Origin of the sequence: Alicyclobacillus acidiphilus NBRC 100859 (assembly GCF_001544355.1) — a bacterium.
GTDB lineage: Bacteria > Bacillota > Bacilli > Alicyclobacillales > Alicyclobacillaceae > Alicyclobacillus > Alicyclobacillus acidiphilus.
Window position 1 is genome coordinate 22,381 of sequence record NZ_BCQI01000006.1, and the last position, 23,670, is coordinate 46,050.

15 protein-coding genes are annotated in these 23,670 nt (G+C 55.6%); 14 read left to right on the forward strand and 1 reads right to left on the reverse strand.

The window, feature by feature from the left end:
- The first annotated feature begins 11 nt into the window (after positions 1-11).
- The 4 genes from AAC01S_RS03695 to AAC01S_RS03710 all read left to right on the forward strand — a co-directional run bounded on the left by AAC01S_RS03695 (position 12) and on the right by AAC01S_RS03710 (position 5,825).
- Positions 12-896, forward strand: a complete 885-nt coding sequence (locus AAC01S_RS03695) for a carbohydrate ABC transporter permease (RefSeq protein WP_217997812.1) — start codon at positions 12-14, stop codon at positions 894-896.
- A gap of 114 nt (positions 897-1,010) precedes the next feature.
- Positions 1,011-2,324: an ABC transporter substrate-binding protein gene (locus tag AAC01S_RS03700; protein ID WP_067618972.1), complete on the forward strand. Its 1,314-nt coding sequence runs from the start codon at positions 1,011-1,013 to the stop codon at positions 2,322-2,324.
- 177 nt (positions 2,325-2,501) lie between these two features.
- A complete protein-coding gene (locus AAC01S_RS03705) occupies positions 2,502-3,218 on the forward strand; it encodes an MBL fold metallo-hydrolase (protein ID WP_067618975.1) in 717 nt (238 codons plus the stop codon).
- Positions 3,219-3,242: 24 nt separating this feature from the next.
- Positions 3,243-5,825 carry a glycoside hydrolase family 2 protein gene (locus AAC01S_RS03710; RefSeq protein ID WP_067618976.1) on the forward strand — a complete coding sequence of 861 codons (2,583 nt, stop codon included), beginning with the start codon at positions 3,243-3,245 and terminating at the stop codon, positions 5,823-5,825.
- Positions 5,826-5,911: 86 nt separating this feature from the next.
- Here AAC01S_RS03710 and AAC01S_RS03715 read toward each other — a convergent pair whose 3' ends face one another.
- Positions 5,912-6,916, reverse strand: a complete 1,005-nt coding sequence (locus tag AAC01S_RS03715; protein ID WP_067618978.1) for a LacI family DNA-binding transcriptional regulator — start codon at positions 6,914-6,916, stop codon at positions 5,912-5,914.
- A gap of 342 nt (positions 6,917-7,258) precedes the next feature.
- Here AAC01S_RS03715 and AAC01S_RS19175 point away from each other — a divergent pair, with 342 nt between their 5' ends.
- The 10 genes from AAC01S_RS19175 (at position 7,259) to AAC01S_RS03765 (ending at position 23,654) form a co-directional block, all read left to right on the forward strand.
- Positions 7,259-9,301: a YyaL domain-containing protein gene (locus tag AAC01S_RS19175; protein ID WP_067618983.1), complete on the forward strand. Its 2,043-nt coding sequence runs from the start codon at positions 7,259-7,261 to the stop codon at positions 9,299-9,301.
- Between the two features lie 41 nt (positions 9,302-9,342).
- A complete protein-coding gene (locus AAC01S_RS03725; protein WP_067618985.1) occupies positions 9,343-10,059 on the forward strand; it encodes an MBL fold metallo-hydrolase in 717 nt (238 codons plus the stop codon).
- Positions 10,060-10,085: 26 nt separating this feature from the next.
- Positions 10,086-11,819, forward strand: a complete 1,734-nt coding sequence (locus AAC01S_RS03730) for an alpha-amylase family protein (RefSeq protein ID WP_067618987.1) — start codon at positions 10,086-10,088, stop codon at positions 11,817-11,819.
- A gap of 30 nt (positions 11,820-11,849) precedes the next feature.
- Positions 11,850-14,300 carry an alpha-mannosidase gene (locus AAC01S_RS03735; RefSeq protein WP_067618989.1) on the forward strand — a complete coding sequence of 817 codons (2,451 nt, stop codon included), beginning with the start codon at positions 11,850-11,852 and terminating at the stop codon, positions 14,298-14,300.
- 14 nt (positions 14,301-14,314) lie between these two features.
- Positions 14,315-14,947, forward strand: coding sequence for a D-sedoheptulose-7-phosphate isomerase (locus AAC01S_RS03740; RefSeq protein WP_067618992.1), 633 nt, complete (start codon positions 14,315-14,317; stop codon positions 14,945-14,947).
- Complete coding sequence (locus AAC01S_RS03745; protein WP_067618994.1) at positions 14,944-15,918, forward strand: ROK family protein; 975 nt, start codon at positions 14,944-14,946, stop codon at positions 15,916-15,918. The genes AAC01S_RS03740 and AAC01S_RS03745 overlap by 4 nt, the downstream gene beginning before the upstream one ends.
- A gap of 16 nt (positions 15,919-15,934) precedes the next feature.
- On the forward strand, positions 15,935-17,818 hold the full coding sequence (locus AAC01S_RS03750) for a beta-N-acetylhexosaminidase (RefSeq protein WP_067618997.1): 1,884 nt from the start codon (positions 15,935-15,937) through the stop codon (positions 17,816-17,818).
- 49 nt (positions 17,819-17,867) lie between these two features.
- Positions 17,868-20,921: an FAD-dependent oxidoreductase gene (locus AAC01S_RS03755; RefSeq protein ID WP_067618999.1), complete on the forward strand. Its 3,054-nt coding sequence runs from the start codon at positions 17,868-17,870 to the stop codon at positions 20,919-20,921.
- 122 nt (positions 20,922-21,043) lie between these two features.
- Complete coding sequence (locus AAC01S_RS03760; protein WP_067619001.1) at positions 21,044-22,240, forward strand: ROK family transcriptional regulator; 1,197 nt, start codon at positions 21,044-21,046, stop codon at positions 22,238-22,240.
- Between the two features lie 46 nt (positions 22,241-22,286).
- On the forward strand, positions 22,287-23,654 hold the full coding sequence (locus AAC01S_RS03765; RefSeq protein WP_067619004.1) for a sedoheptulokinase: 1,368 nt from the start codon (positions 22,287-22,289) through the stop codon (positions 23,652-23,654).
- Positions 23,655-23,670: the final 16 nt, after the last annotated feature.

Consider the following 23,670-nt stretch of genomic DNA (forward strand, 5'->3'; position numbering starts at 1 on the left):
GATGTAACGCCGTGAGCCGTGTATTCGTGGACGGAGATTCTGTTAAGAAGCCTGCAAATTCAAGGAAATCCAGTCCTTCCCTAAGTGTCGGCCGGATTTTGGTCTATGCCTTTCTCATCGTGGTCGCGCTGATCAGCTTGCTTCCTTTCTACAGCATGATCATGTCGTCTACACACGCAAACTATGCCATTGCAACGCAATTGAATCTCTTACCAGGAAATCAGTTCATCGCCAATTACAAGCGTCTGATGGGTACTGTGAATATTTGGAGAGGTTTCGCGAACGATCTGCTGGTAGCAGTTTCCGCGACCGTGTTGACCTTGTACGCGTCGGCACTGACCGCCTACGGTTTTTCGAAGTTTCGGTTTCGCGGCAGCAAATTCCTGTTTGGGTTTGTCCTTGCTTCGATGATGGTCCCTGGTCAGCTTGGTATCATCGGATTCTTCCGGGAGATGCACACCTTGCATTTGCTCAATACGTATTGGCCGTTGATCATCCCGGGGATCGCCAGCGCGTTCAATACGTTCTTTATCAAACAAAACTGCGACTCCGCGGTTCCCGATGAATTGATTGAAGCTGCGCGGATGGATGGCGCGAGTGAATGGTATATCTTCCACCGGATCGCGCTGCCGCTGTTGAGACCGCCGATGTCCGCGCTGGGGATTTTTAGTTTCATTGGCAACTGGAACAGCTACATGATGCCTTTGATCATCCTGTTTGACAATAATCTGCAAACGTTGCCCGTGATGGTGGCGATGACACAAAGCGCGTCGTCCACTGACTATGGGGCACAGTATGTCGGTGTTGTCATCTCCGTCGTTCCAATCATCATCGTGTTTTCGATTCTTTCACGGCGGATTATCGGTGGATTGTCCGTCGGTGCTCTGAAAGGATAAATTCACCCGCCCGATTGCGGCGTTCGATTGTGGAGGTGGTGCCTAAATCTCAAATGTCTGTCGTGATTCACCATTCGCAGCGTGTTATGGGGAGAATTTTGAGGAGGTGCTACAGTGAACAGAAAAACGAAATTATCGATGTCGATCCTCAGCGTAATCGGAATCGGCGGATTGTTGGCAGGGTGCGCTGCTCCCGCGAATACGAACAATGGCGGAGCGGCAAGCACGAATCCGAAGGTCGCAGCGACCAACTCGAAGCAGATTAATTTGGTGGAATGGACGTACTACGCGAACGAAAAGTTGGCGGTCCAACAATTTGAAAAGATTCATCCAAACATTCATATCACACTCAAGGTATTCCCGGGCAGCGATTATGAAACCAAGTTGCAGGCCGCGCTGTCCACTGGAACCGACGTGCCAGACATTTTCGATCTCGATATGGGATACATTGGCAAGTTCATCAATACACCCTACGTCGCGGATCTAAGCAAATTGGGGGCCAATTCGCTTGTCAAAGGGATGATCCCGTACGTGGCAGCCGGCGGCGAAAAGAGCAACGGTGATGTCGGTGCCATTACCGACACGTCGTCGCCTGGAGGATTTTGGTTTAATATGGCGGCTGCGAAAAAGTGGCTGGGTACCAATGATCCGAACAAGGTTGCAACCATGGTAAACAGCTGGAGCAAAATCGAGAGTCTCGGCAAGAAGATCAACCAAGAGAGCAAGGGCAAAGTTCACTTGCTCGACGATCCTGGCTCGGTGTTCGCGGTCGAGGAATACCATACCCAGAACTTGGTTCAGAACGGCAAGTTGGTCATCGATCCCAAATGGAACACCATTCTGAATACCATGCGTACGCTCGCTCAACCTGGACTCACTGCAAATCTTCCCGCGATGGGTACGGGATGGGGCAACTCGTTGAACGATCACTCGGCGGATCCGGATGCCATTCTCTTCGCGATTCCGTCCTGGGCAGGCTTCATGGTCAACAGTACGACCGCGAACGGCAAATATGGTGTCGTTCCTGCGCCGGATGGGTACTACGAAGGTGGTCGGTACGCCGCTATCTACGCTGGATCGAAGAATCAGCAAGCGGCTTACGAATACCTCCAGTTCCTGGCCAGCCCGCAATGGCAAAAGTGGAACTTGGACAACACGGCCAACATGCCGTCGCTGAAGTCGGTGTATACGAAGTACGAAAATACGTACACATATCCGTGGTTCGGCAACCAGAAAATCCTGAAGATGTACTACAAGATCTCCATGGATATTCCGCCTCAGAAGCAGGATGAATACGAACAACCGCTTGTTTCCGACTTCTTGGGGGATGCCAGCACGATGGTGACGCAGAAAAAGTCCAACCAATGGGCGATCCAACAGTTGAAGGCACAGGTGCAATCTTCATATCCGGAAGTCAAAGTCGATTAAGTCGTCCGGGGGCGACGGTTGATCCGAATTTCGGGATCAACCGTCCCTGTTTTTTTCACTATATTGTCTAAAACACTCGTCGTTGGATCCGGTCGAGCGTGTCTACTGAAACTCCGTAGAGGCACCTGCGAACATCCGAAACAAAGAGTGGAGCCGTGAAGAACGGAGGAAATCGACGTGGGGCGATTAATTGAAAACTTGTATGCAGTGGCAGGCAGTGGATTGACGCATGAATGGGACGCCAGCGCATATCTCGTCGCCGGCGATGAGCCAGTTTTGATCGACTGCGGCAGCACGGTGGGGTATACGAAACTCAAGGCGAACCTGCAGCAAATCGGCTACGCGCCGAAGGACATCCGTAAGGTTATCGCCACACATGGACACTGGGATCACGTTTCCGGTATGGCCCTGCTGCGTGAGGAAAGTGACGCGGAATTTTTGATTCACGAAGCGGATCGACGTCAGGTCGAGTCTGGAGATACCGATAAGACTGCGGCTTTTTTGTATAATGAGCCGTTCCCGAAGATCGCGGTGGATGGTCTCATTCAGGATGGCGAGACCCTTCGACTCGGGGACTATGATTTTGAAGTGATTCACACGCCTGGACATTCTCTGGGAAGTGTGTCTTTATACACGCGGATTCACGATCTCGGCATTCTGATTGTCGGCGACACCGTTTGGGGTGGATTTCATCCGCGGATTGGATCGGATATCGACAAGTGGGAGCAATCGTTGGATCGCTTGCTGGAACTGGACTTTGACGTATTTACTTGGGGGCATGGACAACCATGCTTGATTCCTGAGGCGAAGGTGCGGATCCAGGAAGCGCGCCGTCAACTTGGCGTCTACTTTCATCCTTGGTTTAAGCCGTTTTACCGAAAATTTACGTATTAATGGTGTGGGGTGAAGGGACATCGCATGGCGACGCAAATGTGCCTGGATGGCGACGATTGGGTTTACAAGGGTTTTATCGGGGAGTCCTGGCATGGTTCTGTACAAGCGGACAGTCGGGAAGGCCCTGATTGGAAACAAGGAACTGTGCCGGGGACTGTGTACGATGATCTGTGGACTGCAGGAGAGATCGAAGATCCTTACTACGAACAAAACAGCTTAATCATCGAATGGGTTCCGGCGCGCTACTGGGTGTACAAAAAGCGTTTTAGAGTAGCTTCTCCATCGCCTGGAACGGGTGTGGAACTGTGTTTCGAAGGCATTGATTACGCGGCCCGCGTGTACCTCAACGGCGCCGAACTTGGCCGACACGAAGGCATGTATGTCCCTGCTTGCTATCGGGTTGAATCGTTGCTTCGGTATGGGGAAGACAATGTGCTGGTGGTGGTGATTGAGCCAGCGCCACAGGAGCAGCCGCAAATCGGACGGACGAGTCTGGTGAAGACGCACAAATCGAGGATGACTTATTGGTGGGACTTTTGCCCGCGCATGATTCATGTGGGCATTTGGGATTCGGTGTACTTGCGAGAAGTCGCCGAAGTTCGTATTCGGGACATTTACGTTCGCACGGACGTGGACGCCGCGCTGTCAGCGGCTGACGTGGGCGTCGCTGTTGAATTGGATGCAGCGAAAGACGGCCGGATTGATCTGTCTATCGAATTCCTGCATCAAGGAAAAACCGTTCATCGCCACGCGTCCGATCACGTCATGCCCACTGGTTCAACGTCGGTCCAGTCGTCTATTCGGCTGGATCGACCGAATTTCTGGTGGCCGAACGGTCTTGGCGACGCACATCTGTATGAGGCACGGGTACAAGTCTTCAGGGACGGGGCTGCTGTCGACGAGCGCAGTGTGACATTTGGCATCCGAACAGTTCGGCTCGAAAGCAATGCTGGTGCGCCAGATGACGCCCGCCCGTATACCTTCGTGGTCAACGGGATACCGACTTACATCACGGGATGGAACTGGGTGCCTATCGATGTCATGTATGGCAAAAGACAACCTGGCAAGCTACGTCACTTGCTTCACCTGGCCAAGGCGGCGAATGTCAATTTGCTGCGTGTATGGGGCGGCGGGTTAATTGAACGTGAAGACTTTTATCGCTTATGCGATGAATACGGAATCATGGTTTGGCAGGAATGGATTCAATCGAGTTCCGGGATGGACAACAAGCCGTCGGAGGACCCTGAATTCATCGAGATGATGGTGGATCAGGCCAAGCAGATCATCCCGCGCCGGCGGAATCACGCGTCGCTGGTGCTGTGGTGCGGCGGAAATGAACTGCAAGATCTCGACGGCATTCCACTCGATGATTCGGAACCTGTGTTGGCGGCTTTGCGGGACGTGGTCGACGCGCTGCACCCTGACGCAAATTGGCTGCCAACTTCGCCCTCCGGGCCCTTGTTCATGAACAGTATCGAGAATATTGAGCAGAATCCGGATGGACTTCACGACGTGCATGGACCTTGGGAATTTCAGGGGGTGACAGCCCACTACGATTTATATAATCGCGGGACGTCACTCTTTCACAGTGAGTTCGGGGTAGAAGGCATTGCAAATCGACGGACCATTGACGCGACCATTGCGCCTGAACATCAGTGGCCAGCCACGCGGGAGAATCCCGTATGGAACCACCGAGGCAGTTGGTGGATCAACGAATCGATAGTGCAAGCTTCATTCTCTGGTCTATCGAATTTGGAGGAACTGGTTTGCGCTAGTCAGTTTCTGCAGGCAGAAGGATTGCGTTACGCGATTGAAGCGAACCGCAGGCGATCCCCTCGGAACAGCGGCACCATCCCGTGGCAGATGAACGAGTCGTACCCCAATGGATACTGCACCGCGGCCGTCGACTTTTACGGCCGTCCGAAGCCTGCGTACTACGCTGTTGCAAGGGCGTATCGCCCGATTGTAATCACGGCGCGACTGGCAACGATGGCGTGGGAAGGTCGGGATCGATTTGAGGCTGAGGTTTATGTCATCGATTCTGGTTTGCCGCAGGCCCCGTACGCCGATGGTGGCACATGCGAAGTGGTGGCGCGGTTGCGGGATGCGGCCGGCCGCGTTCTGCGCAAATGGGTCGACAAAACGGATATTTCGCCGATCCGATCAGCGAGGCATGTGTTTGCTGTGAGCACGTTGGTCGGTGAGATTCCTGGTGATGTGTTCTTCTTGGATTTACACTTGCTCGACGGTGAGGGACGCGTGATCGCAGACAACCGTTACGTCCTCAGTCGCACGAGTACATTCAAACCACTCATGGCAGTTGATCAGACGACATTGCGCGTGGATTGGGAATGGGGCGAGGACGATGAAACCGTGTTGACCGTCCGGAACGAAGGGACGAGCGTCGCCATCTCGGTGCAATTCGAGGACACGCTGCCGCTGAAGACGGATCGCTACCTGTACTTTCGTGATAACGCATTCCATTTGTTTCCTGGAGAGACGCGTCGAATTCAGCTTTCGCATTCTGCCGGATTAGAATCATCGTTTGAGGTCGAAGTGGGTGGTTGGAATACGCAAAAGCAGGTACTGACGATCAGGCGCGGTTAGATATGCTCGCACCGTTTTCGTTTCCTCACCAAACATACGAACGGGGTCACGGCCGTATGGCAGTTGTGACCCTGTTTATACATGAATTAGTTTGGGTTCGACGACGAATTGCGGATGATGAGCTCTGGCTTGAGCAGGCGCCGGCGGTTTGAGTCCATGGGTTTCTTGTCGATACAATCCAGGAGAAACTGGGCTGCCGTTTGCCCCATTTGTTCGAACGGTTGCCGAACGGTCGTCAACGCTGGGAAAATCCACTGCGCGATGTCGATATCGTCGAATCCAACCACTGAGAAGTCGCGCGGAATGCTGTAGCCTTGTTCCTGCAGGCAGGTCATTGCGCCCAGTGCGGATTCGTCGTTCGATGCGATGACCGCGGTAAATCCTCTGGATTGCAACAGCTTTTTCATGGCGGTGTAACCACCTTGATTGGACCAGTCCGAGGTACAGATCCAGTCTGGATTCATGGCTAGGCCAAGCGATTCCATGGCGCTGACGTAACCGGCGGATCTGTATTTGGTTGCGCCGATATCGTCAGGTCCGGCGATATAGGCGATATGACGATGTCCAATTCGATACAAGTAGTGAACGAGTTCAACGATCCCGCTGAAGTTGTCCACGTCGACCGTGTGGATGTCATCGACACCCGCGTTGTCGCCAAATAGTACCACGGGAAAAGGGGCTTCACGCATCTGTTCGACATCCGCTTGGTCACGGCGTGCGAAACTCACATAGATCAGCCCATCGACCTGTTCTTCGTACAGCAGGCGCAAAAAGTCCGTCTCCCGGCGCTTGGACTTGTTCCAAGTGTAGTACACAGCGCTGTAGCCGTTCGCGTCCAGGACTTCGCCGATCCCTTTCAAAATGGGTGAATAAAATCGGTTGGAGATGTCGTCTACGATAATTCCAATCTCCTGCGTTTTATCCATGACCAAACGCCGTGCGTTCATATTTGGATGGTAATTGAGTTCTTCAATGGCTTTGATGATGGCCTCTTCGGTTTTCTTGTTGACGGGAATTCCGTTGAGAAATCGGGAAACAGTGCTCTTGGACGTCTTTGCCTGTCTCGCGACATCTTTAATGGTCGGTGTCATAGTTCCACCCTCGCAACTTCTCGTTGTCTATCTGTCGATCATTTTCAGCGATTTGGTCCTAGCGTTTTACGGAGAAATCGATGGATTCGAATGGAGCGCGAACAGACTGCTCCCAGCGATGTTGAAAACGTGCCCAACATCTCAGTCTGTACGCGACATTCGTGATCGCGTGACATCTATAGTCCTATTATGCACCATAGGATACGGATTGCGCTAGTAACAACTCTTTGTCTATTGACATTCAGTGAAATGGGCGAGTATCATTCAGGCAACTGGCTAAAGCTTATTTTTTATTTTGTTTTGGGAACGTTCCCAAACGTGAAGGTTAGGTGTGAGGCGACTATGGCAGACATCACCTGGCGCGTGTATCCCTCCGACGCAGCGAAAGAGTTGCATATCGTCTATGGTGACACGTTCGACACCGACTATCTCAAATTATCTGCGTTAGGGCAGGTCATGATCGCTGGACACAGCAGTGCCTATGACATCCCAATATTGCAAACCTATTCAGATAAAGACGATAGACTTCACCTGGTAGGTCAGTCCGGCGATTTCTCGATCGTTATGGACTGGCAGCGTCAGACAGGTCGTTGCGCGTACGTCGATGTCCATGTGGAACTCGTGTATCGCGGCGATGGTCCGGTGGACCTGGGTCTGCGCTTCCCATTCGAATTGGTGGGCCGCGGACGACCACGGTTCATGATTCCTGGGGCATTTTACAAGGAAAATCGTTTTGCGCATAATGCGCGCAAATATCCAAGGTATGACTGGGATGGGGGGAACGCCGACGATCTCGTCTCAGACAGTTGGTCGTTTCGGGCCGACAGGGCGGCATTGCCGGCGGTGTTCGCTTGGAACGAAGGCATGTCCGCAGCCATATGCGTCGAGGAAATCTCTGAAGCTGGTATGAACGGCGTAGGCTTTCAGGGCACTTCGGACGGGACCTTGATTTGGGCGGATTTTCCCTATCGTGAGGAACCTGTGGTATTTGACGGGGAACCTCTTGCTCAACCTGTGGATATTCAGACAGTTGCCATATCGCCTGGGCAGAAACTTGTGGTGAACTTTCGGATTTACGCCGGATCGGCAGACCTGCACGCTTACGATCCGTTTGTCCGAACCATGTACGATATTCATCGTCAATCGCACCACCTCAATCCTTGGATGGATATCCAACAAGCTGCAGAGCTGACCGCCCATGGATTGTTTACGTGGCACTTTCACCCGGAATACGACATTCTCATGGAGACTGCCGCGTTTGATCGGGAACTGAATAACAACGTCAAAGGCTTAGGGGATCGGCTGCACATGCACGTCGCCTGGGTCAGCGGTGCCCCATACGCCTATGCATTGTTGACCTACGGACGTCGCCATCATCGGCCTGAATATGTAGACGCTGCCATTCGAGTCCTTGACAAGATTGCGTCGGGCATTGCTCCGTGTGGGATATTCTGGGCCGCATGGACGGCCGAACGCGGCTGGGGCTGCGGTTGGAACCCGAATTCAGAGTGGCTGCAGGCGAGAACCATCTCGGAAGCGACGCTGTTTATGACGAGAGCCATCGAGTTTGAGCGGCAATTCGGCATGGAACACGAGACGTGGGAGAACGCGGCGCTTTCCAACTTGCGCTTTGCGCAACGCGTTCAGCGCGCGGACGGGAATTTCGGATCGTATTACCACTGCGAACGCGGAACGGTCGAAGAATGGGATGGCGCAGGCGGAATGCTTTGGATTGCCGCGTTGTTGGAAGGCGCTGAAGTATTTAACCGCCGTGATTTTGCTGTCTCTGCGGAACGCGCTGGAGCGTACTACGAGCGCTTCGTCCTTGATGAATTCATATACGGCGCACCCGAGGACGTTCATCTCACGCCGACGTCAGAAGATGCGTACAACGCCGTGGTGGCGTACGTGATGCTGTATGAGCACGACTCATCGTTACGATGGCTTACTTTGGCGACCAAGTCGGCGGACTGGATGATGACATTCCGCTGGACGTACAATTTGGCGTTCCCGGCCCACACGTTGCTCAAACAGTACGATTTTCGATCCCGCGGTGCGGACCAAGCGTCTCCCTCCAATCAGCACCTGCATAACTACGGCCTGTTTTGTTTACCTGAAATGCTGCGACTCTGGCAGTATACCGACGACGATTATTATCTCATGCGCACCCGGGACTTATTGTCTTGTTTTCTTCAGTTCATCGCGCGTGAGGACGGCGACTTCAACGCGTACAAGGGCATGGTCACCGAGCGTTATTACAATACGAACTGTTTTCAGCCGAAAGGCATGCTGGTCACGCTGTCGCATGCATGGTGTGTCGGAGTGACGTTGTACGCCTGTCAGGAGGCAGCACCGTTTGGACCCCACCTCGCGCTGCGGGATTGAACTGGCAATTGAGACAGAGCATCTCTATGGAGGCGATCACCATGGTACGACTAGCCGAGGGATTCTACATGATCTCGAGCGGGAACTTGACTCATCCTTGGGATGCAAACGCGTATCTGTTTCCTGGACAGGAGCCCGCACTCGTGGATTGCGGAAGCCCATTAGGCTATGCCGCGTTGAAGGAAAGTCTGAGGCAGTTTGGCTACGAACCAAAGGATATCCGGAAAGTCATCGGTACTCACGGACACTGGGATCATGTGTCGGGGATGGCAAGTTTGCGTCAGGAGAGCGACGCGGTGCTTTGGCTGCATCCGGCGGACAAGGAACAGGTCGAGCATGGAGATTACGACAAGACGGCCGCATTTCTCTACGGAGAACCGTTTCCCGCAACGCCTGTCGATCATCTCTTGGAAGACGGTCAGGACATCTTGGCGGGGGATCACACGCTCAAGGTGATTCACACGCCCGGCCACTCCATCGGATCGATCTGCCTCTGGTTTGAGGTTGGAGGCATAAAGATTCTCATCTCAGCGGATACGGTGGGCGGCGGCTTCCATCCGCGGGTTGGTTCCGATTTGGTGCAGTGGGAGCACTCGTTGGACAAATTGATGAAGCTGGATTTTGACGTGTATACCATGGGACACAGCAATCCGACGTTAATCTACGATGCCAAGCGAAAAATCCAGGAGGCTCGCGAACAGTTCAACGTCTACTTGAATCCCTGGTTTCGCCCGTTTCACGTCAGTTTCACCTACTAGTGGTTGGCAGAGAGGGAGAGTGCCAGATGGTTTCCATCATACAAGGAAAGTCGAGACAGATTCAGGCAGACGCCTACAAATTGATCTTCCCGGAGGATGATCGGCCATTTTTGTATGTAGAAAGTGCTGACGGGGAGCGGTTGGCCGATCTGTTTGCCTACACCAGTGTCCACACCACGGCTGGGCCGGATGATACCACGGAAGTGGGCGAGTGGCAGATTGTCGAGCACGCGGATGAAGTGGTTTGCCAAATGGTCCTGAAGAGCTCCGTATGGGACGAGAAGACGATCCGCTTTCGCTGTCAGCCAGACAGTCTGGTTTACGAGGTGGAGGTTACTGGCAAGGGACATTTGCTGGATGTCAACTACTTCGGCGGATATTCATCGGAAAGCTTGCGCTGGGGTTCGGGATTTTTCTGGTCGGGTATGAAAGCGCTGCAAGGCTTCAATCCGGAACCGAATTGCGATGAGATTTTCTACTTCGATCCGGATTCGACGTCCGTGATCCATATGACAGGTGTTCCGATTCCGGGCAGAGGAGACTGGTTTTTCACGCCGCCTCCGTTTTGCTTTTCCTTTGAATCCAAAATCGGCTGGTTCAGCCTGGGGATCGAAGCCGCGCCTGGGGAGAATCGCTTCACCGAGTATCGCTATCAAGGGCAGCAATTCGGATTCTACCTGGCGATCTCCTACGAAGGTTACACGCAAGTCGACGGGCGCTACCAGTTGCCTGCGATTCGTTTTCAATTTGCGGACAACGAGTATCAAGCGCTGGAAGGCCATGTGACTGCACTTCACAAGAACCATTTGGCCCCCAATCCCATCGACAAGCTTGTACCATCGTGGTGGCGGCGGCCCATTTTTTGCGGCTGGGGTGCGCAGTGCTATGTCGCCGAGCGGGAGAAGGGCCACTCGGCAGATTACGGCCACGCTCCGAGTTATTCGAGGCAAGCATTGTACCAGGAATGGATGGAGACGCTCGATGCGCGCCAAATCCGTCCGGGGATTGTGGTGCTGGACGATAAATGGCAAGTCCATTACGGACTCAACGATGTCGACGTCGAGAAGTGGCCGGATTTACCCGGATTCGCAAAATTTCTGCACGATCGCGGTCAAAAGATGCTGTTGTGGCTCAAGGCGTGGGACCCAGAAGGTGTTGCAGACGAAGAGTGCGTGTTAAACGCTGCGGGTCACAAGGTCTCCATCGATCCGACGAATCCAGCGTACCAGGCCCGTTTGCGTGAGTCGGTGCGCCGCATGCTATCCGAAGACGGTTATAACGCGGACGGCTTCAAAATCGATTTCAGCGCCCGGATTCCGAGTGGCCCAGGTTTTCGGAAGTACGGAGACGTCTGGGGTCTCGAATTGATGAAGTTGTATCTGTCGGTGATTTACGACGAGGCAAAACGAGTGAAGCCAGACGCATTGGTCATGGCGCACACGCCGCATCCGTATCTGGCCGATGTTCTGGATATGATTCGCCTCAACGACGTCAATGTGGCGACGGACATCAACAAGGCCATGATCCACCGCGCCCGCGTCGCCGCCATCGCGTGTCCAAGCGCCGTGATCGACACGGACAACTGGCCGATGCCAAACAAAGAAGCGTGGCGCCAATATGTGGTGATTCAACCCGAACTCGGCGTTCCTTCGCTGTACTTCGCCAGCCATGTGGACGCGACCCAGGAACCGTTGGATGAACAGGACTACCAGTTGATTCGCGACGCGTGGCGGCGATACCAATCCAGTTCGTCGAACTGACGCGCTCATTTCCGAAAGGTGGCAGGAACGATGTCGAAAAGCACGCTGCATATGATAGGAAACGCGCATATCGATCCCGTTTGGCTCTGGCAGTGGCAGGAGGGATTTCAGGAGGTCAAGGCGACGTTCCGATCCGCGCTGGATCGGATGAAAGAGTACGACGACTTTGTGTTCGTGTCCAGCTCAGCCGCATTTTACGAGTGGGTAGAAGAAAACGATCCTGCGATGTTTGACGAAATCAAAGCACGCATCGCCGAAGGCCGTTGGGAAGTCGTCGGCGGTTGGTGGATCCAGCCGGATTGCAACATCCCGAGTGGGGAATCTTTCGTTCGCCAAGGGTTGTACGGGCAACGATATTTCCACGATAAATTTGGTGTGATTGCGAAGACGGGTTACAACGTCGACAGCTTTGGCCACCATGGCATGCTGCCACAGATTTTGAAAAAGAGCGGCATGGATCAGTACGTCTTCATGCGGCCGGGGCCGCACGAAAAAGGACTTCCTGGTCACGTGTTCTGGTGGGAATCGGATGACGGATCGCGCGTGTTGACCGCCCGCATCCTGTTTGAATACTGCACGTGGGGAAAGGAACTGGACACGCACGTGCGCCGCTGTGCCGAACAGTTGCAGTCGTCGGTCAAGCAATTGATGTGTTTCTACGGTGTCGGCAACCACGGTGGTGGTCCGACCAAAGAGAACCTGGACAGCATCCATCGGTTGCAGGAGGAGCTAGCGGGGACGCATATCGTCATCAGCACGCCGGATCGATATTTTGCCGCATTGCGCAAAGACACAGCGCTAACGCTGCCGGTCGTCCACGACGATCTTCAACATCACGCCAGCGGCTGTTATGCGGCGCATTCCGGCGTGAAGCAATGGAACCGCAAGGCGGAAAATTTGTTGTTGGCCGCGGAAAAATGGTCGCTGTTGGCCGATTGGATGAATCTGCAGCCGTATCCGCAAACCTACAATCAGGCATGGAAAGACGTGATGTTCAACCAGTTTCACGACATCATGGCGGGGACCTCGCTCGAAGCTGCTTATGACGATGCGCGCGATTTTTACGGAGAGGCCATGTCCATCGCGAGCCGGGGACTGAACAACGCCGTCCAAGCCTTGTCTTGGCGAATCGACATCCCGGAAGAAGCTGGAATGAAACCGATTGTGGTCTTCAACCCGCATGCTTGGAGAAGCCGCGTCAACGTCGAATTGGAATGTGGCAGCGTTCCGGCTCATGCGGTGCTCGTGGATGACGAGGAGAGACAGGTGCCATTCCAATTGGTGCAGTCGAAAGCGACATCGAACGGAAGGTACCGTCTCAGCTTTATCGCGGATCTCCCATCGCTCGGCTACCGCGTGTATCGCCTGCGGACGGAACATGCTTTGACGAAAGAAGCGGAGTCGTTCAACGAATGGAATGCGACGGAGACGTCGTTTGAGAACCCGTTCTTCCAAATTGAATTCGATCCGGAGACGGGATATATTTCGCGCCTGTTTGACAAGCAGGCGGAGGTGGAAGTGTTCCATCGACCAGGTGCCGTGCCGATTGTCATGGATGACAAGAGTGACACGTGGAGCCACGGCGTGCTTCGGTTCGATCGCGAAATTGGACGGTTTCAGGCGAAACGGGTGCGTTTGCTCGAACACGGAGCTGTCAAATCGGTCATCCGCGTCACCAGCGAATACGGGCATTCCACATTGGTCCAGGACTTTACGCTCTATCGGGAGTTGCGTCAGATTGACGTGTTTGTCACCGTGGATTGGCACGAAAAACACAAAGCGCTGAAACTTCGCTTCCCAACCAATATCTCGCATAGCGACGCAACGTACGAAATTCCCTACGGGCATATCAAACGCCCTGTAAACGGCGAAGAGGAACCGGGGCAAAGTTGGTTGGACGTGACGGGCCTCGCACGGACGACAGGCGAGCCCTATGGCCTGTCGCTGCTGAACGACGGTAAGTACAGTTTCGACGTGTTGGAGAAGGAGATCCATCTCACTGTGCTGCGCAGCCCCATCTATGCGCACCACGATCCGCTCGAGCCGGAAGAAGACGGCGAATACTCGTTCATTGATCAAGGCATTCAGCGTTTTACGTATTCGCTGTTGCCTCATCAAGGTCAATGGCAGGATGCGCGTACCGTGCAAACCGCGGCGGAATTGAATCAAAAGGCCATCGCCGTGATCGAAACGTATCACGCGGGGCCATTGCCGCAAGCGGATTCCTTTCTCACCGTCAGCGACGAGGGTGTCATGGTTTCTGTTGTGAAGCGGAGTGAAGATGGCGACGCGATGATCATCCGTTGCGTCGAGACGAGCGGCAGTCCGAAGACAGCCACGATCGCCTTGTCGCGTTGGAACCGAGAGTTTGACGCCAGCTTCGGTCCATGTGAAATCAAAACATTTCGGATCGAAAAGGACGAATCCGTACCGGTGAAGGAAACCAACCTGCTCGAATTTGTCGACGGCGAGATCGAATAGAGGAGGCGCTGTTCATGATGGCCATTGACGATTTGTTGGTGAAATATCCAGATCTGCAACCCATTGCGGGGGACATCCAGAAGGCGGTTTCCGTGTTGCACGACAGCTTTCGAAAAGGTGGAAAATTGTTGGTCTGTGGCAATGGCGGCAGTGCGGCAGACAGCGATCACATCGTCGGCGAATTGATGAAGGGTTTCATGAAGCCGCGGCGGATTCCGGCTGACGAGGCGCGTCAGCTTGAGCAGGTGTACGGCGAGGAAGGCAGGCAGTTAGCGGAGCAGTTGCAGGGTGCGCTGCCCGCCATCTCCTTGGGCAGCCACGTCGCACTCATCAGCGCCATCGCCAACGATACGGATGATCGTGTCGCCTACGCTCAGCAGGTGTATGGATATGGCCGGGCGGATGATGTGCTGCTTGGCATCAGCACCTCGGGGAATTCCAGAAATGTGCTGGCCGCGGTTCAGGTTGCGAAGATCAAAAGGCTCAAGACAATCGGATTGACCGGCGCGTCGGGCGGCAGACTGCTCGACCTGTGCGACGTCACGATTCGTGTGCCCTATGTGCGGACGCCGGACGTGCAGGAACGGCACTTACCCATCTATCACGCGATCTGCATTGCGCTGGAGGAGGCGTTTTTCGCGTCATGAAGCTGTTGTGCGGATTTGACATCGGTGGGACCAAGTGCGCCGTCGTGCTGGGTCGGGTTGAGAATGACGACGTGAAGTTGGTGGAAAAGGTCAAGTTCCCGACGTGTCGGACAAGCGAGGAAACCATTTCCGCACTGGCGGAATCGTTGGATGCCTTGTTGCGCAAATATCCAGAGGATGAGCTTGCGGCCATCGGCATCAGCTGCGGCGGTCCACTCGACAGTCGGCGTGGCCGCATTTTGTCCCCGCCCAATTTGCCTGGGTGGGACGACGTCGATGTGTTCACGCCGTTTGTCGAACGCTTTCAAGTGCCTATCGGCCTGCAGAACGACGCGAACGCCTGCGCGTTGGCTGAATGGCGATGGGGCGCCGGACGGGGGACCAACCATATGGTATTTCTGACCTTCGGCACTGGCATGGGCGCTGGCCTGATTCTCAACGGGCGTTTATATTCAGGCGCGAACGACATGGCTGGTGAAGTGGGGCATGTGCGACTGGCCGAAGATGGTCCGGAAGGATACGGGAAAGCGGGATCGTTTGAAGGGTTCTGCAGTGGTGGAGGGATTGAGCGTGAGGCGAAGCGACGTGCCCGGGAGCGGTTCGCGCAAGGCGGCATCACCTCCTTTTGTTCAAACGAAGCGGAGATTGACGCCATCACCGCCGAGAGAGTCGCCAAGGCCGCGATCGCCGGCGACGCGCTTGCGCTCGACATTTTCGACGACGTTGGCCATTACTTGGGGCGCGGCCTGGCGTTGCTCATCGACATATTGAACCCCGAGCGCATCGTCATTGGCAGTATCTACGCGCGGCAACAAGCATTGCTCGATCCCGTCATGCTGCCGGTGCTGCGGGAGGAGTGTCTTGGACTATCGCGATCGGTGTGTGAGATTGTGCCAGCCGGTCTCGGCGAGCACGTCGGCGATTTCGCGAGCTTGTCCGTCGCGGCCTACGCGGTGGACGCGAACGACTAGGGAAGGAGCGATTGTCTTGCGAATTCGGCTCATTGGGGATGTAGATGGTTTACAGGCCGGGCTCTCCGCGCTGTGCCAGGAACTGGGCGTTTCGCTTGCGGATGACGGAATTGAGGTTGAAGCCGTCCACGCGGCCGGGGTTCTGGAAGCGAGTTGTCGCGATGGGAAAGGGCGCATTGTGTTTGATCAACGCGTCCATTTTTTTCGCGCGCTCGGTCTCTGGGTGATGCATTACCGCAAGCAGCAAACATTCCACCATGTCGAACGGCACAGGTTTGACACCATTGGCGCCATGTTCGACGCCTCGCGAAACGGTGTGCCCACCGTGGCGTCCGTTCAGCACATGCTTCGGAAAATGGCTTTGATGGGCATGAATTTGCTGCTCTTGTACACGGAAGACACATTCGAAATGGAGAAGTATCCGTATTTCGGCTACATGAGGGGCCGATATACACAGGCGGAATTGACCGCGTGCGACGATTATGCGGACCAACTCGGCATCGAGATCGTGCCCTGTATTCAAACTTTGGCGCATCTGACGGAGGCGTTGAAATGGAACTACGCCGCGGAGATTCGCGATACGCCGGATATCTTGCTTGCTGGCAGCGACCAGACGTACGCGTTTATTCGAGACATGATGCAGTCCGCATCCGTGCCGTTTCGCAGTAAGCGGATTCACATTGGCATGGATGAAGCGCATCAGCTAGGGCTCGGTCGGTATCTTGAATTGAACGGGTACAGGGCTCGCTTCGACATGATGAACGATCATCTGCAGCGCGTCGTCGACATTGCCGAAGAATTTGGTTTGAAGCCGATGATCTGGAGCGATATGTATTTCCGGCTCGGTTCCAAGACCGGCAATTATTACGACCTGAATGCGGCCATCCCGGAGCATGTGATCCAGGCGTTTCCGAGCAACGTCCAACTGGTGTATTGGGACTATTATCACGGCGATCCGGCGTTTTATCGGACATTTATCGCCAAGCACAAGGTATTTGGCCACACACCGATCTTCGCCGGAGGGGTCTGGACCTGGAACGGTATTGCCCCGAACTACGGCAAGACGATAGAGACGACCAATGCGGCGCTCCAAGCCTGCAAGGACGAAGGGGTACGGGAAGTGTTCGCCACCATGTGGGGAGACAACGGCGCCGAAACGAGCCTCTTCAGCGGACTTGCAGGTCTGCAGTTGTTCGCCGAACATGGATACGCCGACCAAGTGGAAGATCGATTTCTCGCGGAGCGGATCGAGTTCTGTACGGAATCGCCAATGGCGGATTTTTATCTGCTGAATCGATTCGACGAAACGCCCGGTATCGAGAACAACAACATGCAAGAATCGAATCCGTCCAAGTTTCTGCTTTGGCAAGACGTGCTCATTGGTCTCTACGACGACAATGTCAAAGATTTGCCGATGAACGATCACTATGCGCAGCTGTACCGCGATCTCACGGCCGTCGTGGAGAGAACGGGATCGCGGCGGACGATGTTTCGCTTTTACCAGCAGTTGGCCAACGTGTTGCGGGTGAAGAGCGAGATCGGCCTGCAAATCAAAGCCGCGTATGACGAGGGAGATCGCGACCAATTGCGCACACTGGCCGAGACATTGGAATCGCTGCGTCGAGACGTCGATTTGCTGCGCGAAGCCCATCGCGCACTGTGGTTCGAAGACAATAAACCGTTTGGCTGGGAAGTGCTCGACATTCGTTACGGCGGTCTGCTTTCGCGACTGGAGACCGCGCGTCGCAGGCTCCTTGACTACCTCGATGGGCGCATTTCGGCCATCGAGGAATTGGCAGCCGCACGACTCTATTTTGACGCGCCTTGGAAGATGGGACCGGGCACGCTTGGCAGGGGGGCCTACCACCGGATCGTGACGGCTGGCAGTCTTTCCGGCTGACGAGATCGATTGCGGCAGACGGCAGGCCAATCGACGAGGAGGGTCTTCCATGAAACGGACTGGACCAGGACGCGGCGAGTGCATTGCAGACGTCGATGTGTTGGTGGTCGGCGGCGGATTCAGCGGTGCAGCCGCTGCCTGCAGGGCGGCGGATGCGGGGCGCACGACTGCCCTGATTGAACCAAGAACTTATCTGGGTGAAGAGCGGACCGCGCCGCTCAGGATGCGGATGTCGTCTGCCGAAACGGCGGCATTCGCAACGACGTTTCCCCACGAAGCGATGGACGCGTTGAAGGCGTCTTTCATCCTGTCGGACGCCGACGCACGCGTGGCGGTTCGACCGGACGTGGTCAAAATTGTGCTTGAGGATGCGTTGCTGAATCGCCATATCAAATTTCTGTACCAGGTAAAACCCATTGCGTGGAAGCGTGTGGATGCGAACCACCTGCAGATTGAAGTCGCAGGCAAGTTTGGCAGGGGATACATTCGAGCGAAGAGCGTGATCGACGCCTCCCTGCAAGGTATCTTCGCGTCGCTCACAGATGGCGTTCAACCGAGATACGCGGAGCAATCGTCGATCCGCATTTGGCGAACGCTCGATCTGATTCGCGTGGACACGACGGAACTTCACCAGTTCACGCTGCCTAACGAACTGGCTGTCGATTGCGAGATTCATGCGGGATCGCAAGGCGGGGGCCACGTGTGGCTGAGCTACGCCTTCGATTGGAAGGTGGACATGACGCCGACAGGGCGCAACCGACTCGAAGTCGACGCCAGATTTGCGTCGCGACGGATTGTCAAGTGGCTGTTTCAAACCCATCCGGCATTTTCATCCGCACGGTGGGTCGGTTCATCGGACGAGTGCTGGATGCCTTCTCTGCGAAGAATCCGGTCCGCGGCCGCTTCGGTGCCTGCTGAAGCACACGAATCTTTGGTCGTTCCTGCGATCCGTCGTTTTCAAGTGGCAGACGGCATTTTTGTCGCGAATGGAACGGCTGACGTGGACGACGCAGAGTCGCAAGCGATGGTCAATGATGTCGCGCGCTTGCTCGACGTGGGAACGTCGGTGGGGCGCGCGTGTGCGGAGGGGATTGGCTCCGAGACGAGCATCTCGGCTCCTCGCGTGGAAGCGGCCATGGAGCCTGCGCGGGAGGTTCGGGAGATTGACGTCCTGGTGGTTGGTGGTGGGACGAGTGGAGTCCCATCTGCCATATCTGCGGCAGAGTCAGGCTGTTCGACCCTGCTGTTGGAGATGAACTCCGCGCTAGGTGGAGCCGGAACAGTCGGTGGGGTCGACAGTTATTGGTATGGACGGCGCGAGGGATTCAACGCGCGCGTCACAGCGCGTGTTGCGGAAGAGCACCGCTGGATGGGCATTCCGGAACACCAAGGCAAGTGGAATATCGAAGCCAAGATGTTCGCCTGGTTGCAACTCGCGAACGACGCCGGTGTGGAAGTGCTGTTGCACGGCATGCTCGTCGATGTCTTCGTGAAGGACGGACATATCGTGACCGGGGCGTTGATTGCGACGCCTGATGGACTCGTCGAAGTTCATTGCAAAGTGGTGATTGACGCGACCGGCGACGCCGATGTCGTCGCGCGCGCCGGCGGGGAATACGTGTATGGCTCGGAGCGGGAAAGCGCGACCATGTGGTTTTCCATGATTCCGTTTACGCAGCCAGGGCAGTCGAGGAACAACTGGACGAGCACGGTCGATTTGGACAATGTGCAGGATATTACCCGCGCCATTGTCTCCGCCAGGCGTCGGTGGGTGGGCTATGATCACAGTCCGTACGTCGCGCCTCGGGAAACTCGACACATCAAAGGCGAGGTTTGTCTGACCCTGACGCAGCAATTGCAGTTGAAGCAGTGGGACGACGTGGTCTCTATCGCCTTCAGCAACCACGACATCAAAGGGCATAGTACCTCAGATTGGCTGCGCGTCGGACTGATCCCGCCAAACCTGGAGATTGAAATTCCCTACCGCGCACTGATTCCGGTTCGGATAGACGGCGTCATTGTCACTGGCAAAGCGATGTCAGCCACGCACGATGGGCTGCCTGCCATTCGTATGCAGGCGGATTTGGAGAACCTCGGAAGCGCGTGCGGAATAGCCGCAAGTCTCTGTGTGCAACAGGAAGTGGCTCCTCGCAACGTGTCGATCCGTTCATTGCAAGCCAAGCTGGTGGAACAGGGGATGCTCCCGCCGTCGATTTTGGATCGGTCGGTTGAGCCGAAGCAGCTGAGCCAGGCAGAGATGCTGGAATGGATTGAGCAGTTGGACGACCGTGTGAAGTTGTACGATTACTCGGATATGGGATTCAACGAAGTTCGCCGAACGCCCATCCCGTTTGTCGTGGTTTGCACGGCAGGAGAAGCGATGATTCCACTCCTTCGCCGCGAACTCGACAATCCGCAGTCTCCGCGAAGGCTCACGGTCGCGAAAGCCTTGGCATGGTATGGGGACCGAGCCGCTGTACCGATCTTGCTCGACGAGATCGAAACCTATCTTCGCGGCGATACCCTGCCGTTTCGCGATTCGAAGATTCGCCACACGCAGGCTTCGCCTGATCAAGGCGCTATGCCTGACTTGGCGTACTTGTTCCATTCGCTCGCGATGACGAGGGACACGCGTTCGCTCAGTGTTTTGCGGCGGGGCGTCGAGAAATTGCGCGTGACGATGGAAGATTTCAGGGACAACAAGAGTGGCATTTTTCACTATGTCGACAGTCTTTGCGACATCGCCGAACAGCTTGGCGACCCAGCCTGTATTCCTGCCCTGCTTCGCCTTCACTCGATCGACCTGCTTCATGATCGCGTCTTTCACGGGACGTCGCAACCAGACTACTTTGAAGAGCGACTCGCGTACTTGGAAGTGGTCATCGGTCGGGCGCTTGCGCGGTGCGGAAGCAAGCAAGGTTTGCAAATTCTTGCGTCGTACGTCGAAGATTCGCGTAGTCTGCTGGCACGTCACGCGTATCGCGAGTTGTTGGATATCACAGGGGAGACACATCCGCAAAACACGGAGGTTTGGCTGGAGCGGATCCGGCGTCTGGGAACCTTGGAGCCAAAACCATGGCGCGTCGCTCGAGGTCTCTCCTAATGTGAAGGGATCAAGTGGATGGACAGGAAATGGGCGCCTCTCTGATGAAAGAGTGGTTGGCTGATGTGAAAGATGCTTCGGAGATTGAATTTTCCTAGTGCGTCTGCTTCAATGGAAGCAGAATGAACGGACGTGACGATATGGAAAGTGTGAATCAACTGGTCCTGCGCGATATCAACAGCGGCTCCATTCTGCGGACCATTCGCGATCACGCCCCCATTTCCCGCGCGGACATCGGCGAGCGGCTTGGGCTGGCGCCAAGCACCATATCGGTGATCACGAAGGAATTGCAAGAACGGAACCTGATTCGCGAATGTGGGCGCGCTTCATCGACTGCGGGACGCCGCAGGGTGCTGCTGGAAATCAATCCATCCGGCGGTCATTTTATTTGTGCGGATCTCAGCGGATCGCAACTGAACGTAGCGGTGTTGGATCTGTCGTTTCACCTTGTGCAGTCCTGGGATCTCCCGATGGCGGGGCGCAGAGGGGATGCGCTGTACGACTATCTGCGAAACGCGCTTCACGTAGCCCGCGACTGGTGTGGAGAGCGGAAACTGGTTGTGTTCAACATCGGGATCGCCACGCCGGGGCTCGTCGAGCCGGGAACAGGTACCGTCCTCGAGGCCGACAATCTGTCGTGGTACGAGTTTCAACTGCAGGAGCGTCTGCAGCAGGAGTTTGATTGCCCGGTCTGGGTTGAAAACGATACCAACACCGCCGCGTACGGGGAGTACAGGTACGGGTACGGCAAGGATCAGCACGTTGCCAATCTGATGTACGTCACCATCGGCACCGGCATCGGCGCAGGGTTGATCCTGAACGGACAGATGTACGCAGGGTCGGCGGGCATGGCTGGCGAAATTGGGCACGTCGTCGTCGCGATGGACGGCCCCGTTTGCGTGTGCGGAAACCGTGGATGTGTCGAGTCGATCGCGTCGGCGCAAGCATTGGTCCGAGACTATCGAACCATGGTGAAGTCGCCGGCTGAAGTGGATGTAACCATCGACGAAATCATCGATTTGGCCGAGGCGGGGGACCCGGTTGCCAGGTCTCTGGTGGAACGTGCGGGCAGGGCGATTGGCTTGGCGGTCGGCAGCCAGGTCAATATTCTCAACTTGCACAGCGTGTTGTTTGGTGGTTTGGCCTATCGCGGAACGCTCCTCCTGCAATCGATCCGGAAGGCCATCGATGCAGCCGTTCTGCCGAATCTGCGTGAACAGTTGGACGTGCGCGAAGCGTCGCTCGGACCGCGCGCGGCGTTGGTGGGGACTGCTTCGTTGAGTCTGGATCGCATGATGAAGGGGTTTACGTCGGCGTGATGGGGTCGAATGATCATGCTGATCATGTGACGAGGAGTGACTGGCAGTGCTAACCATCGGCTTGGACATTGGGACGACCTCGCTTTGCGGGCTCGTTTGGGACACAGAATCTGCAAAGATCGTCGCGTGCGTGACGCATCCGAACGACGCCTCGGTGTTGCCGCGCGACGTCGGCGCGAGCATGCAGGATCCGAATCGGATTGCGGATAGGATGGCAGATCTGCTGCGCAAGTTGCTTCTGAGGTATCCTGGCGCGGGAGCGATTGGGCTGTCAGGGCAGATGCACGGAATTGTCTACGTCGATTCCGGCGGACAGGCCGTCAGCCCGCTTTACACGTGGCAGGATGGGCGAGCCAATTGGCCGATGGCTTCCGGTGAAACCTATGTTGATTCGCTTCAGAATCTGACAGGGTATGCCATTTCCTCCGGGTTTGGTCTTGCGACGCATTACTACCACGTCATCAACGGTCAAGTCCCCCCGGCTGCGGCAACCTTCTGCACCATCGCCGATTATGTGGCGATGCGGCTCACGGGTGCGCCTCGCCCTGTGCTGCACCCAACCATGGCGGCGAGTCTTGGCCTGTTCGACGTTCAAGGCTCGCGCTTTGATGAGGACGCCGGCGTGCGGGCTGGTATCAGCCCGACGATGCTGCCGCCCGTCTGCGCGAAGGGGACGGTGGTCGGTCGGTACGAAGGATCGATCCCCGTATTCCACGCGATCGGCGACAATCAGGCGAGTTTTTTCGGCGCTGCGCTCGGACGGGAAGAGATCTTGTTGATCAACGTTGGCACGGGCGCACAGTTGTCGCTCTTGTCCGCAGACTATCGGCAAGTGGCAGGCTGGGAGACGAGGCCGTTTTTCGACGGTCGGTATTTGCTCGTGGGCGCCGCGATGAGCGGGGGAAAATCGTACGCGCTTGTCGAGGCGTTTTTTCGAGATGTTCTTCAATTGGCCGGTTCACCTGTGCCAAGTTCACTCTACGCTCGAATGGACGAGGCACTCGCTTCCCACCCATTGACGACCACGCTGCAGGTTGAGCCGATGTTCTATGGGTCCCGGAACGACGCGCAAAAGCGGGGGACGATTGGCAACCTGACGCCTGACAATTTTACCGCGATCGACCTGATGGTCGGCGTGCTTACAGGTATCGTCGACGAACTCCACGAATACTATCAAAAGCTTCCGCAGGCGTTGAAAGAACAAATTCGGACTATCACCGGCGCCGGAAACGGCATTCGTAAGAACCGACACCTCGTTCGTCTCATCGAACGGCGCTTTGCCAGCACGGTGACCGTTTCGCCGCACGAAGAGGAAGCGGCCTTCGGCGCCGCGCTGTATGCCGCTGTCTCCGCCAGTGGGTACCCTGGGTTTGGCGAGATTGGGATCCAGGAAGATCGTGGTACACTAGAGTAGACAGTTTCTGCAGCAG

What these genes read in the sequence shown, in the direction of transcription:
- AAC01S_RS03710 (WP_067618976.1), top strand. Translation starts at nt 3,243, where the DNA reads ATGGCGACGCAAATGTGCCTGGATGGCGACGATTGGGTTTACAAGGGT.
- AAC01S_RS03715 (WP_067618978.1), bottom strand. Translation starts at nt 6,916, where the DNA reads ATGACACCGACCATTAAAGATGTCGCGAGACAGGCAAAGACGTCCAAG.
- AAC01S_RS19175 (WP_067618983.1), top strand. Translation starts at nt 7,259, where the DNA reads ATGGCAGACATCACCTGGCGCGTGTATCCCTCCGACGCAGCGAAAGAG.
- AAC01S_RS03725 (WP_067618985.1), top strand. Translation starts at nt 9,343, where the DNA reads ATGGTACGACTAGCCGAGGGATTCTACATGATCTCGAGCGGGAACTTG.
- AAC01S_RS03730 (WP_067618987.1), top strand. Translation starts at nt 10,086, where the DNA reads ATGGTTTCCATCATACAAGGAAAGTCGAGACAGATTCAGGCAGACGCC.
- AAC01S_RS03735 (WP_067618989.1), top strand. Translation starts at nt 11,850, where the DNA reads ATGTCGAAAAGCACGCTGCATATGATAGGAAACGCGCATATCGATCCC.
- AAC01S_RS03740 (WP_067618992.1), top strand. Translation starts at nt 14,315, where the DNA reads ATGATGGCCATTGACGATTTGTTGGTGAAATATCCAGATCTGCAACCC.
- AAC01S_RS03745 (WP_067618994.1), top strand. Translation starts at nt 14,944, where the DNA reads ATGAAGCTGTTGTGCGGATTTGACATCGGTGGGACCAAGTGCGCCGTC.
- AAC01S_RS03755 (WP_067618999.1), top strand. Translation starts at nt 17,868, where the DNA reads ATGAAACGGACTGGACCAGGACGCGGCGAGTGCATTGCAGACGTCGAT.
- AAC01S_RS03760 (WP_067619001.1), top strand. Translation starts at nt 21,044, where the DNA reads ATGAACGGACGTGACGATATGGAAAGTGTGAATCAACTGGTCCTGCGC.